This window comes from Streptomyces sp. 135 (assembly GCF_020026305.1).
GTDB lineage: Bacteria > Actinomycetota > Actinomycetes > Streptomycetales > Streptomycetaceae > Streptomyces.
The window spans coordinates 3893338-3906090 of record NZ_CP075691.1; the positions used below are offsets into that span (position 1 = coordinate 3893338).

Here is a 12753-nt window from a genome sequence, read left to right on the forward strand (position 1 = left end):
GCACCCCTTCCTGAGAAGGAGTGCCGCCCTCGAAACGTGAACGTCAGGACAGTGATCGACCAGAGGTCGATCAGAAGTCCATGTCACCGCCCGGCATGCCGCCGCCGGCCGGGGCAGCGCCCGCCTTCTCCGGCTTGTCGGCGATGACGGCCTCGGTGGTGAGGAACAGCGCGGCGATGGAGGCCGCGTTCTGCAGGGCGGAGCGCGTCACCTTCGCCGGGTCGAGGATGCCCTCGGCGATCATGTCGACGTACTCACCGGTCGCGGCGTTCAGACCGTGGCCGACCGTCAGGTTCCGCACCTTCTCGACGACGACGCCGCCCTCGAGGCCGGCGTTGACGGCGATCTGCTTCAGCGGGGCCTCGAGGGCCAGCTTCACAGCGGCGGCACCGGTGGCCTCGTCGCCTTCGAGCTCCAGCTTCTCGAAGACCTGGGTGGCCTGGAGCAGGGCCACGCCACCACCGGCGACGATGCCCTCCTCGACGGCCGCCTTCGCGTTGCGAACGGCGTCCTCGATGCGGTGCTTGCGCTCCTTGAGCTCGACCTCGGTCGCGGCACCGGCCTTGATGACCGCAACACCGCCGGCGAGCTTCGCCAGGCGCTCCTGCAGCTTCTCGCGGTCGTAGTCGCTGTCCGAGTTCTCGATCTCGGCGCGGATCTGGTTGACGCGGCCCTGGACCTGGTCGCTGTCACCGGCACCGTCGACGATGGTCGTCTCGTCCTTGGTGATGACGACCTTGCGGGCGCGGCCGAGCAGGTCGAGACCGGCGTTCTCCAGCTTGAGGCCGACCTCCTCGGAGATGACGGTGCCACCGGTGAGGATGGCGATGTCGCCGAGCATGGCCTTGCGGCGGTCACCGAAGCCCGGGGCCTTGACGGCGACGGACTTGAAGGTGCCACGGATCTTGTTGACGACCAGGGTCGACAGGGCCTCGCCCTCGACGTCCTCGGCGATGATCAGCAGCGGCTTGCCGGACTGCATGACCTTCTCGAGGAGCGGAAGGAGGTCCTTCACGTTCGAGATCTTGGAGTTGACGATCAGGATGTACGGGTCGTCGAGCGACGCCTCCATACGCTCCATGTCGGTGGCGAAGTACGCCGAGATGTAGCCCTTGTCGAAGCGCATACCCTCGGTGAGCTCCAGCTCCAGACCGAAGGTCTGGGACTCCTCGACGGTGATGACGCCTTCCTTGCCGACCTTGTCCATGGCCTCGGCGATGAGCTCGCCGATCTGGGTGTCGGCGGCGGAGATGGAGGCCGTCGAAGCGATCTGCTCCTTGGTCTCGACATCCTTCGCCTGCTCGAGGAGGGCGCCGGAGACGGCCTCGACGGCCTTCTCGATGCCGCGCTTCAGAGCCATCGGGTTGGCACCGGCGGCCACGTTGCGCAGACCCTCGCGCACCAGGGCCTGGGCCAGGACGGTCGCGGTCGTCGTGCCGTCACCGGCGACGTCGTCCGTCTTCTTCGCGACCTCCTTGACCAGCTCGGCGCCGATCTTCTCGTACGGGTCCTCGAGCTCGATCTCCTTGGCGATGGAGACACCATCGTTGGTGATCGTGGGGGCGCCCCACTTCTTCTCGAGGACGACGTTGCGACCCTTGGGGCCCAGGGTCACCTTGACGGCGTCGGCGAGCTGGTTCATGCCGCGCTCGAGGCCGCGCCGTGCCTCCTCGTCGAACGCGATGATCTTGGCCATGTGAAGTGGTCCTCCCGGACGATGGGGGTCCCCCCTGCTCCCGCAAGGAGCTTGGGGGAGGAAACGCATCAAACGGATCGTGCTGGCGCCCGCGACGGACGGACCGTGTGCCGTGTGGTTCCTTGCCCCACGCGGCCCTCGGACCTCACCGACCCGACCCAAGTTCTGTCACTCTCACTCGTAGAGTGCTAAGCCCAATGATTAGCACTCGACCCCTGCGAGTGCAAGCGCCTCTCCCGGATCTCCGGGTCATGCCGGGGCGCGACCGGGCGCACACGAGGGGCCCGTACCCCAGTGGGATACGAGCCCCTCGCGATGCTTGCTTCGGTGGTCGATCGCGCCGAGCTAGACGGCGAGCTTGACCATGTCCGCCTGCGGACCCTTCTGGCCCTGCGAGATCTCGAACTCGACTCGCTGACCTTCTTCAAGGGTGCGGTAGCCGTCCATCTGGATCGCGCTGTAGTGGACGAAAACATCCGCACCACCGTCGACCGCGATGAAGCCGTACCCCTTCTCCGCGTTGAACCACTTGACGGTGCCCTGAGCCATGCCTAACTCCCCTATTACTGGCCCTTGCACAGGACCGCACTTCGCGGACCCGGGTCAGACCTCACTCCCATGGATGGGGGTGTGCGCCGGAACGCGTCGACCGCCGCTGAATGTATCTGTCCAACTGCCGTCTGCAACAGGTCAGTCGGACGAGAATTCTGGGCACGCCCAATCGGCGATATGCGGAGAATTCGCCGGAATCCAGGGCAAGTCGGGCCAGTCAAATGCCACGAAAGGCTCAAAGAGGCGGCTCGCTTTGGCTACTTCTTGTCGGCCCCGGGCCGACTTCGTATATGCACTCGGCACAAACGGCGAAGCAGCTTTCCCAACTGTACCGCGCTCAACCATGCAGAATTGCCCCCTCCGTTTGTGAGCGGGAGAGGGCAATTCAGATTACGCAGGGAACTTGCGGAAAAGGATCACCCGCCGGCGACCGCCGGAATGATCGACACGCCCGCGCCGTCCGGAGTGGCCGTCTCCAGGCCCTGCTCGAAGCGGACGTCGTCGTCGTTGACGTACACGTTCACGAAGCGGCGCAGCTTGCCCTGGTCGTCCAGGACACGGGCGGCGATGCCGGTGTGGTTCTTCTCCAGGTCGGCGATGACCTCACCGAGGGTCGCCCCCTCGGCGGCAACCTCGGCCTGCCCGCCCGTGTAGGTACGCAGAATGGTGGGAATACGAACGTTCACGCTCATGGGGTTCACCTTTGAGATACGTGGAGTGGGCGCCCCTGGAAGGAGCGCGGGGAACTGCGCGGCGAGGACTAACCGGCCAGACCCGCGGAGCGGAACGCCTCAAGGCTGGGCTTGATCGTCGCGGTGGCCTGCGAAGTCTCAGCGACGGCGTCCAGCGTCTTCAGGCCATCTCCGGTGTTCAGCACCACCGTGGTGAGCGCCGGGTCGATGAGCCCCGCCTCGATCAGCTTCTTGGTGACGCCCACCGTCACACCCCCGGCGGTCTCCGCGAAGATCCCCTCCGTGCGCGCGAGCAGCTTGATCGCGTCGACGACCTGCTCGTCGTTCACGTCCTCCACCGCACCGCCCGTACGCCGCGCGATGTCGAGCACGTACGGCCCGTCGGCGGGGTTGCCGATGGCCAGCGACTTGGCGATGGTGTTCGGCTTCTGGGGGCGCACCACGTCGTGGCCGGCCTTGAACGCCGCCGACACCGGCGAGCAGCCCTCCGCCTGCGCGCCGAAGATCTTGTACGGCTTGTCGGCCACGAGGCCGAGCGCGATCAGCTCCTTGAGCCCCTTGTCGATCTTCGTGAGCTGCGAGCCCGAGGCGATCGGGATGACCAGCTGGTCGGGCAGCTCCCAGCCGAGCTGCTCGCAGATCTCGTACGCGAGGGTCTTGGAGCCCTCGCCGTAGTACGGCCGGAGGTTGACGTTGACGAAGCCCCAGCCCTCGCCCAGCGGGTCGCCGATCAGCTCGGAGCAGAAGCGGTTCACGTCGTCGTAGTTGCCCTCGATGCCGACCAGCTCGCCGCCGTAGACCGCGGCCATGACGACCTTGCCCTGCTCCAGGTCGTGCGGGATGAACACGCAGGAGCGGAAGCCCGCGCGGGCGGCGGCGGCACCGACGGCGCCCGCGAGGTTGCCGGTGGAGGAGCAGGAGAGCGTGGTGAAGCCGAAGGCCCTGGCCGCCTCCAGCGCCTGCGCGACGACGCGGTCCTTGAAGGAGTGCGTGGGGTTGCCGGAGTCGTCCTTGACGAACAACTTGCCCTGCTCGACGCCCAGTTCCCGCGCGAGGTTGTCGGCCTTGACGAGCTTGGTCCAGCCGGGGTTGAGGTTCGGCTTGTCGGCGACGTCGGCGGGGACGGGCAGCAGCGGGGCGTAGCGCCAGATGTTGGCGGGCCCGGCCTCGATCCGCTTGCGCAGGGCTTCCGGGTCGCCGAGGGGCAGGTCGTACGCGACTTCGAGGGGGCCGAAACACTCGGCGCAGGCGAAGATCGGGCCGAGCGGGAAGCGCGTTCCGCACTCGCGGCAGGAGAGACCCGAGGCGGGACCGAGGTCAACGGTCGGGGCGGGGGTTTCGGTGGCGACAGTCTGCACAGCCATGGAGGCGAGGCCCTTTCTCCTCATCTTCCCCGCGGCGCATCTCGCCGCGAGACGGAATTGGCACCTTCCCCACCGTGACCTCGCGGTCGGCGGGAGGGTTGCCGGGGCTTCAACGGGCCGTATCCCTCTGCCCCTCTGGATGAGCGGTATTCGATTGTGGGTTTCAGTTGTGGATCGTTGCCGATCACGCGACGGTGACCCCGACATGCGATGGTCACCGGCGTTGTTCAAGACTGTAACCGAAGCCCTGGACCCTTGAGATAGTCGTCCGAACCGCGAGATGGATCACATATGGGAGGACCCTGACCGTGCTGGAAGAGGTCGAGCGCTGGCTGAACAGGCGTTCCTGGTCGGTCGCCGACCGCCCCTTGGACCGGCTCGTCGCCGCCAAGCGCGCGTCCGGCGCCACGGTGAGCGTCGTGCTGCCCGCCCTCGACGAACAGGAGACGGTCGGCGCGATCGTCACCGAGATCCGCCGCGCGCTGATGGAGCGCGCCCCGCTCGTCGACGAGCTGGTGGTGATCGACTCCGGCTCCTCGGACCGCACGGCAGAGGTGGCCCGGAAGGCCGGCGCCAAGGTCGTCCACCGGGACGAGATCCTGCCGCGCGTCGCGCCGCTCCCCGGCAAGGGCGAGGTGCTGTGGCGCTCGCTGCTGGTGACGGGCGGCGACATCGTGGCGTTCGTCGACGCGGACCTCAGGGAGTTCTCCGCCGACTTCGTCTCGGGGATAGTCGGCCCGCTGCTGACCGACCCGGACGTGGCGTTCGTGAAGGCCATGTACGACCGGCCGCTCGGCGAGGCCGCCGGTCAGGGCGGCCGGGTGACGGAGCTGATGGCGCGGCCGCTGCTGAACATGCACTGGCCGCAGCTGGCCGGTTTCGTGCAGCCGCTCGGCGGTGAGTACGCGGCCCGCAGGTCCCTCCTTGAGCGGCTGCCGTTCCCCGTCGGATACGGCGTGGAGCTGGGGCTGCTCGTGGACGCGCTGCACACGGTGGGCCTGGACGCGCTGGCGCAGGTCGACGTCGGGGTGCGCAAGCACCGCCACCAGGACGGGCAGGCGCTCGGCCGGATGGCGGCGGCGATCTACCGGACGGCGCAGGTCCGGCTCGCGCGCGGACATCTCGTACGGCCCGAGCTGACGCAGTTCGAACGGGACGAGGAGGGCGGGCAGGGCTTCGTGCCGCGCACCCACGCCGTGGACACCGAGGAACGGCCGCCCATGACCGGCATCGCGGAGTACGCGCACCGACGCGTGGCGTGAGGCCGGGAACCGTACGTTTGCCCGCCGCCCGGACGGGCTACGTTTTGCCACATGGTGTCCGATCCGGCTCAGTCAGCAGCAGCGCAGGTACTCGTCGCGTCCAACCGCGGCCCCGTCTCGTACACAGTGGGAGAGGACGGTGAACTGACCGCCAAGCGCGGCGGCGGCGGCCTCGTCTCCGGCCTGAGCGCCATCGGCGACTCCTCCGAGGATCCCGCCGCCCTGTGGGTGTGCGCGGCGCTCTCCGAGGGCGACCGGGAGGCGGTGCGGCGCGGCGTCGGCGAGCCGGGCGTGCGGATGCTCGACGTCGACGCGGGCTCCCGCGAGGGCGTGCACGCCGCCGCGTACAACGGCATCGCCAACTCGGTCCTGTGGTTCGTCCACCACATGCTCTACCAGACGCCCCTGGAGCCGGTCTTCGGCCCGGAGTTCCGCGCGCAGTGGGCGGCGTACGAGACGTACAACCGCGCGTTCGCCCAGGCGCTGGCGGCCGAGGCGGCGCCCGGCGCGGCGGTCCTCGTGCAGGACTACCACCTGACGCTGGTCCCCGGCATGCTCCGCGAACTCCGCGAGGACCTGCGGATCGGCCACTTCTCGCACACCCCGTGGGCGCCCGCCGACTACTTCCGGATGCTGCCGGACGACGTGGCCGAGCAGGTGCTGCGCGGCATGCTCGGCGCCGACCGGCTGGGCTTCCTCACCAGCCGCTGGGCGGACGCGTTCACGGAGTGCTGCGTGCGCGTGCTCGGCGGGACGTCGGGGACGCGGATCGGGGTGCACGGCCTCGGCGCCGACGCCGACTTCCTGCGGGAGCGCTCGCGGCGCGAGGACGTCGAGGAGCGGATGGCGACGCTGCGGCGGCAGGTGGGCGAGGGCCGCAAGACGGTCGTGCGGGTGGACAGGACCGAGCTGTCCAAGAACATCGTGCGCGGCATGCACGCCTACCGCGAGCTCCTGGAGACCCGCCCCGAGTGGCGCGAGCGGGTCGTCCACATCGCCTTCGCCTACCCCTCGCGGCAGGACCTCGCGGTGTACCGCGACTACACCGCGGAGGTCTCACGCGTCGCCGACGAGATCAACTCCGCGTACGGCACGCCCGACTGGACGCCGGTGCTGCTGCACGTCGACGACGACTTCGCCCGCTCCCTCGCGGCGTACCGCCTCGCGGACGTGGCGCTGGTCAACCCCATCCGCGACGGCATGAACCTCGTCGCGAAGGAGGTGCCGGTGGTCTCCGACGAGGGCTGCGCGCTGGTGCTCTCGCGGGAGGCGGGTGCATACGAGGAGCTGGGCGAGGACGCGATCGGCGTCAACCCCTACGACGTCTCGGCCACGGCGGAGGCGTTGCACACCGGTCTTTCGATGCCGGCCGGGGAGCGGGCCGAGCGCACCAAGCGCCTCGCGGCGGCGGCGACGGCGCTGCCGCCGGCCCAGTGGTTCCTGGACCAGCTGCGGGCCCTCACCGGCTGACGGCCGCCGCGATCGACGACAGCAGTCCCACCACGCCCGCCGGGCCGTCCACCACCAGGTCGGCCCGGTCGGAGAGTTCGGCGACCTCCGCGCTGCCGCTGCACACCAGGAGGCCCGCCACGCCGTCCGAGCGGAGTTTCTCGACGGCGGCGAAGGCGGGCAGGTCGCCCAGGTCGTCGCCCGCGTAGAGCACGGACTCCGCGCCGACCTCGCGCAGGTAGGCGGCGAGGGCGACGCCCTTGTCCATGCCCGGCGGCCGCAGTTCGAGGACCATGCGGCCGGGCTCGACGATCAGGCCGTGCCGGGCGGCCAGCTCGGTGAGCGGTGCGCGCAGCGTGTCGTAGGCGGCCTGCGGGTCCTGCGCGCGGCGCGTGTGCACGGCGACGGCGCGGCCCTTCTCCTCTATCCAGGTGCCGCGCCAGGCGCCGATCTCGTCGAGGAAGCCCGGCAGCTCGGCGCGGACGGCCGCGACGCCGGGGTGCGGTTCGGCGGCCTGGACGGTGCCGGTGACCGCGTCCCAGCGCTCGGCGCCGTAGTGCCCGAGGACCACGAGGTGTTCGAGTCCCGGGACGCCCGCGAAGCCGCCGTAGCGCACGGCGACGCCCGCCGGGCGGCCCGTGACCACCGCGACGGACCGCAGGCGCGGGGCGAGGGCGGCGAGCGCGGGCACGGCGTCCGGGTGGGCGCGGGCCTGCTCGGGGTCGGCCACGATCGGGGCGAGCGTGCCGTCGAAGTCGAGGGCCACGACACACCGTTCGGGCCGCGCGAGGAGCGCGGCGAGGCCGTCGTGGCCCGCCGGGGTCACGGGTTCCGGCAGTCCGGGACGCCCGTGCCGGTCGGGCTGCGCGTACGTAGGGTCACCCATGGGCCCGACCTTAACCGTGTCAGCGCTCCTCGCGCCGCGACTCCCGCACCCGGCGCAGCCGATTGACCGTAATCGGGTCGTGCGCGAGGGCCCGGGGATCGTCGAGAAGGGCGTTCAGGAGCTGGTAGTAGCGCACCGGCACCATGCCCAGCTCCTCGCGGACGGCGCGTTCCTTCGCGCCGGGGCCCGGCCAGTCGCGCCGCTCCAGGGCGAGGACGGCACGGTCCCGCTCGGAGAGTTCCTCTTCGGTCATGCCGTCACGCTATTCCGCGTTCTCCGCGGCCGCCGCCCTGCCCTGGATCCGGCCGAGGACCATGGAGGGGTTGCCGTCCTTGGCGACGGTCTTGCCGATGTCCTTCTTGATGTCGGCCGAGACCTGCGCCCACGACGTCTTGCCCACCGGGTAGAGCTGGGAGGTCGGCAGCTCCTTGAGGAACTTGCCCAGCTCGGTGTGGCCGCGGTCCTTGGACATCGCGTCGAACGCGGAGGTCGTCACGGGCAGGATGTCGTACTCGTTGGAGAAGTCGAGCACGTTCTTCTTGCTGTAGACGAAGTCGAGGAACTTGCCGGCCTCCTTGCGGTGGCCGTTCTGCTTGAACGCCATCATCCAGTCGGCGACGCCCATCGTGGCCTGCGCCTTGCCGTTGACGCCGGGCGCCGGCACCATGCCGAACTTCACGCCCTTCTTGGCGGCCATCTTCATCAGCGTCGGGTGGCCGTTGAGCATGCCGACCTCGCCGCGCGAGAACGCCGCGAAGGCTTCGGCGCGGTTCATCTCGCCGGGCGCCTTCGGCCCGGTCAGGCCCTTGCCGACCAGCTCGTCGCGGAGCCAGGCGAACGTCTTGGCGTTCTGCTTGGAGTCGATGTCGTACGAGCCGACGTTGTCGGTGTAACCGCCGCCGCCGCTCAGCATCCACATCAGCGTCTCGGCGGGCGCCTCCTCGGGGCCCAGCGGCAGCGCGTACGGGATCTTCACGCCGCGCGCCTTGAGTGCCTTCGCGGCGGCCTGGAGCCCGCTCCAGCTCTGCGGCGGGGTGAGGCCCGCGTCCTTGAACAGCTTGGTGTTGTAGAACAGCAGGCGCGTGGAGGAGGCGAACGGCATGCCGTACTGGATGCGCTTGACCTCGCCGGCCTGGGCGAGCGGGGCCATGAAGTCGGCCTGGGTGGCGATGGAGAGCAGTTCGTCGGCTTCGTAGAGCTTGCCCTGCGCGGCGTAGTCGGCGTACGCGCCGATCTGCGCCAGGTCGGGGGCGTCGCCCTTCTTGACCATCTCCTTGACCTCGCGGTCCACGTCGTTCCAGGACAGGACGGTCACGTCGACCTTGATGCCGGGGTTGTCGGCCTCGAAGTCCTTGCTGAGCTTGTCCCAGTACTTCTTGGAGCTGTTCGCCGCGGAGTCGCCGTAGTCGGCGGCCACCAGCTTGAGGGTGACGTCGCCGGAGTCGCCGGGACCGCCGCAGCCGGCGAGTACGCCCGCCATGCCCAGTGCGGCCACCGCCGCGGTCAGTCCTGTCACGCGCCGCTGCACAGCTGTCCCACCCTCATTGCCTTCGCGTACCGGGGCTTGTCCGCCCCACCGCTGTCGAACTGCGATTTTCCCCCGAGTTTCCCCCGAGTCCGAACACAAGGTCTACACCAGCCCAGTATCACTTGTGCAACGGACGGCCACGGACGTCCATTGCAGCCCCCGCCCCCTGCCTGCTAAGCACGTCACGTTCACGTCCCGCACGACGAGGAGCCTTGCCGCATGTCGCGTACCGCAGCAGAAATAGCCACTCAGCCCGCCTGCTGGCACCGGGCGGCGGAGGCGGCGGCCTCCTTCACGGGGTTCCCACAGCCGGGTGAGCGGGTCGCCGTCACCGGGTGCGGCACCTCGTGGTTCATGGCCCTCGCGTACGCGGCGCTGCGCGAGGCCTCGGGGCAGGGCGAGACGGACGCCTTCGCCTCCTCGGAGTTCCCGGCCGGGCGGCGCTACGACCGGGTGGTCGCCATCACCCGCTCCGGTACGACGACGGAGGTACTGGAACTGCTCGCGGAGCTGAAGGGCTCGGTCCCGACGCTCGCGCTGACCGCCGACCCGAAGACCCCGGTCATGGACGCGGCCGACACGGTGGCGGTCCTGGACTGGGCGGACGAGGAGTCGGTCGTCCAGACCCGCTTCGCGACGACCGCGCTCGCCTTCCTGCGGGCCGGGCTCGGCGACGTGCCCGGCGTGAAGCCGGTGGCCGAGGCGGCGGTCGACGCGGAGCTGGCGGTGACCGAGCCGCTGCCCGCGGCGGTGCTCGGGGCGGAGCAGTGGACGTTCCTCGGGCGCGGCTGGACGTACGGCCTCGCGTTGGAGGCGGCGCTGAAGATGCGGGAGGCGGCGGGGGCGTGGACGGAGGCGTACCCGGCGATGGAGTACCGCCACGGGCCGATCTCCATCACGGGCCCCGGCCGCGTGGCCTGGGTGTTCGGCACGCTGCCGGAGGGTCTTGCCGGTGATGTGGCCCGGGTCGGTGGTGAGCTCGTCGCCCGCCAGGACGCGGATCCGCTGGCCGACCTGATCCGCGCCCAGCGGCTCGCGGTGGCGCTGGCCGAGTCGCGGGGCTTCGACCCGGACCGCCCGAAGAACCTGACCAGGAGCGTGATTCTCGACTAGCCCCCGCGAAGTGGACTAGACCTTTCGCCCTGTGACGGGCGAGACTGTATCCGTGAGACACGTCATCGCCCTCGATGTGGGCGGCACCGGAATGAAGGCCGCCCTGGTAGGGGCGGACGGCACCCTGCTGCACGCGGCCCGCCGCCCGACGGGCCGCGAGCGCGGCCCGCAGGCGGTCGTCGAGTCCATCCTCGGCTTTGCCGAGGACCTCCGCGCCCACGGCATCGCCCACCTCGGCGAACCGGCCGCGGCGGCGGGCGTCGCCGTGCCCGGCATCGTCGACGCCACCCGAGGCATCGCGGTCTACGCCGCCAACCTCGGCTGGCAGGACGTCCCCCTGAGGGACCTGCTCAGCGCCCGCCTGGCGGGCGTCCCCGTGGCCCTCGGCCACGACGTGCGCACCGGCGGCCTCGCCGAGGGCCGCCTCGGCGCGGGCAAGGGCGCCGACCGCTTCCTGTTCGTGCCGCTCGGCACCGGCATCGCGGGAGCCATCGGCATCGACGGCGCCATCGAACCCGGCGCCCACGGCTCGGCCGGGGAGATCGGCCACATCGTCGTACGCCCCGGCGGGCCGCCCTGCGGCTGCGGCCAGCGCGGCTGCCTGGAGCGCCTCGCCTCCGCGTCCGCGGTGAGCACGGCGTGGGCCGAGGCGAGCGGCGACCCCGAGGCGGACGCCGCGGACTGCGCCAAGGCCGTGGAGTCCGGCGACCCGAGGGCCCAGGAGGTCTGGCAGGACGCGGTCGACGCCCTGGCCGACGGCCTGCTCACCGCCCTCACTCTGCTGGACCCGCGCACCCTGATCATCGGTGGCGGCCTGGCCGAGGCCGGGGAAACGTTGTTCACGCCGCTGCGGGCCGCCGTGGCGGCACGCGTCGTCCAGTTCCAGACGCTGCCGGACATCGTGCCCGCGGCCCTCGGCGATACCGCCGGATGCCTGGGCGCCGGCCTGCTCGCCTGGGACCTCATCGACGGGGCCGCGCCCACCGGCCCCGGTCCCGACCCCGACCCGAACCCGAACCCGACCCCACGGAGGTAACCACCTGATGGCCACTCGCCAGGTTCTCGCCGGTGCCCAGGTGGTACTGCCCACCGGAACCATCACCAACGGCCGCGTGACCGTGGACGGCACCCGCATCGCCGAGAACGCCCCCGCCGACACGCAGGCGCACGCCGACACCCTCGACCTCACCGGCCACTGGGTGGTCCCCGGCTTCGTCGACCTCCACAACCACGGCGGCGGCGGCGCCTCCTTCACCTCCGGCACCGTGGAGGACGTACTCAAGGGCGTCCACACGCACCGCCTGCACGGCACGACCACCCTCGTCGCCTCGACCGTCACCGGCGAGATGGACTTCCTCGCCGAGCGCGCCGGACTCCTCAGCGAACTGGCCGAGCAGGGCGACATCGCCGGCATCCACTTCGAGGGCCCCTTCATCTCCCCCTGCCGCAAGGGCGCCCACAGCGAGGACCTGCTGCGCCACCCCGACCCCGCCGACGTACGCAAGCTGATCGACGCGGCCCGCGGCCGGGCGAAGATGCTCACGCTCGCCACCGAACTGCCCGGCGGCCTCGACTCCGTGCGCCTGCTCGCCGAGCACGGCGTCATCGCGGCCATCGGTCACACCGACGCCACGTACGAGCAGACGGTCGAGGCCATCGACGCGGGCGCCACCGTCGCGACGCACCTCTTCAACGCGATGCCGGGCCTCGGCCACCGCGCGCCCGGCCCCATCGCCGCCCTCCTGGAGGACGAGCGGATCACCGTCGAGCTGATCAACGACGGCACGCACCTGCACCCGGCCGCCCTGGAGCTGGCCTTCCACCGCGCGGGCGCCGACCGCGTCGCGTTCATCACGGACGCGATGGACGCGGCGGGCTTCGGCGACGGCCGGTACATGCTCGGCCCGCTGGAGGTCGAGGTGAGGGACAGCGTGGCGCGGCTCGTCGAGGGCGGCTCCATCGCGGGCTCCACGCTCACCCTGGACCGCGCCTTCAAGCGCTCGGTGAGCGTCGACGGCATCTCCGTGGAGGACACCGTGCGCGCCCTGTGCGCCAACCCGGCGCGGCTCCTCGGCATGGCCGACACCGTGGGCTCCCTGGAGCCGGGCAAGGACGCGGACCTGGTGGTCCTGGACGCGGACTTCGACCTCAAGGGCGTGATGCGCAAGGGCGAATGGGTGGTCAGCCCCGCCTGATCGCGAGGTGGTCGGC

Annotated in this window: 12 protein-coding genes and 1 riboswitch; of the genes, 5 read left to right on the forward strand and 7 right to left on the reverse strand. The window is 70.7% G+C overall.

Going from position 1 to position 12753, the window contains the following annotated elements; genetic code table 11:
- Positions 1-70: 70 nt before the first annotated feature.
- The 4 genes from groL to thrC form a co-directional block, all read right to left on the reverse strand.
- Positions 71-1696 carry a chaperonin GroEL gene (gene groL, locus KKZ08_RS17430; protein WP_223775341.1) on the reverse strand — a complete coding sequence of 542 codons (1626 nt, stop codon included), beginning with the start codon at positions 1694-1696 and terminating at the stop codon, positions 71-73.
- Positions 1697-2041: 345 nt separating this feature from the next.
- On the reverse strand, positions 2042-2245 hold the full coding sequence (locus KKZ08_RS17435; protein WP_005315736.1) for a cold-shock protein: 204 nt from the start codon (positions 2243-2245) through the stop codon (positions 2042-2044).
- A gap of 419 nt (positions 2246-2664) precedes the next feature.
- Positions 2665-2940, reverse strand: coding sequence for a ubiquitin-like small modifier protein 1 (locus KKZ08_RS17440; RefSeq protein ID WP_128432056.1), 276 nt, complete (start codon positions 2938-2940; stop codon positions 2665-2667).
- A gap of 68 nt (positions 2941-3008) precedes the next feature.
- Entirely contained in the window at positions 3009-4304 is a 1296-nt protein-coding gene (gene thrC, locus KKZ08_RS17445) for a threonine synthase (protein WP_223775342.1), read from the reverse strand.
- A gap of 17 nt (positions 4305-4321) precedes the next feature.
- A riboswitch (SAM riboswitch) is annotated at positions 4322-4450 on the reverse strand.
- Positions 4451-4612: 162 nt separating this feature from the next.
- Between thrC and KKZ08_RS17450 the strand changes: the two genes are divergently transcribed.
- Together KKZ08_RS17450 and KKZ08_RS17455 are read left to right on the forward strand one after the other, a co-directional pair.
- On the forward strand, positions 4613-5566 hold the full coding sequence (locus KKZ08_RS17450) for a glucosyl-3-phosphoglycerate synthase (RefSeq protein ID WP_223775343.1): 954 nt from the start codon (positions 4613-4615) through the stop codon (positions 5564-5566).
- A 51-nt stretch (positions 5567-5617) separates the two neighbouring features.
- Positions 5618-7036, forward strand: a complete 1419-nt coding sequence (locus tag KKZ08_RS17455; protein ID WP_223775344.1) for a trehalose-6-phosphate synthase — start codon at positions 5618-5620, stop codon at positions 7034-7036.
- Here the strand turns inward: KKZ08_RS17455 and otsB are convergent.
- The 3 genes from otsB to KKZ08_RS17470 are packed head-to-tail and all read right to left on the reverse strand — an operon-like array spanning position 7026 to position 9381.
- Positions 7026-7901 (reverse strand): trehalose-phosphatase, encoded by an 876-nt coding sequence (gene otsB, locus KKZ08_RS17460; protein ID WP_223775345.1) that lies wholly within the window; start codon positions 7899-7901, stop codon positions 7026-7028. The genes KKZ08_RS17455 and otsB overlap by 11 nt on opposite strands.
- 19 nt (positions 7902-7920) lie before the next feature.
- Entirely contained in the window at positions 7921-8154 is a 234-nt protein-coding gene (locus tag KKZ08_RS17465) for a DUF3263 domain-containing protein (RefSeq protein ID WP_223775346.1), read from the reverse strand.
- A 9-nt stretch (positions 8155-8163) separates the two neighbouring features.
- Positions 8164-9381 carry an extracellular solute-binding protein gene (locus KKZ08_RS17470; protein WP_223779093.1) on the reverse strand — a complete coding sequence of 406 codons (1218 nt, stop codon included), beginning with the start codon at positions 9379-9381 and terminating at the stop codon, positions 8164-8166.
- Between the two features lie 267 nt (positions 9382-9648).
- Between KKZ08_RS17470 and KKZ08_RS17475 the strand changes: the two genes are divergently transcribed.
- Genes KKZ08_RS17475 through nagA form a run of 3 tightly spaced genes read left to right on the forward strand, consistent with a single transcriptional unit; the run spans position 9649 to position 12737 of the window.
- Positions 9649-10542: a sugar isomerase gene (locus tag KKZ08_RS17475; RefSeq protein WP_223775347.1), complete on the forward strand. Its 894-nt coding sequence runs from the start codon at positions 9649-9651 to the stop codon at positions 10540-10542.
- Between the two features lie 52 nt (positions 10543-10594).
- Positions 10595-11578, forward strand: a complete 984-nt coding sequence (locus tag KKZ08_RS17480; RefSeq protein ID WP_223775348.1) for an ROK family protein — start codon at positions 10595-10597, stop codon at positions 11576-11578.
- Between the two features lie 7 nt (positions 11579-11585).
- Complete coding sequence (gene nagA / locus KKZ08_RS17485; RefSeq protein WP_223775349.1) at positions 11586-12737, forward strand: N-acetylglucosamine-6-phosphate deacetylase; 1152 nt, start codon at positions 11586-11588, stop codon at positions 12735-12737.
- Positions 12738-12753 lie beyond the last annotated feature (16 nt).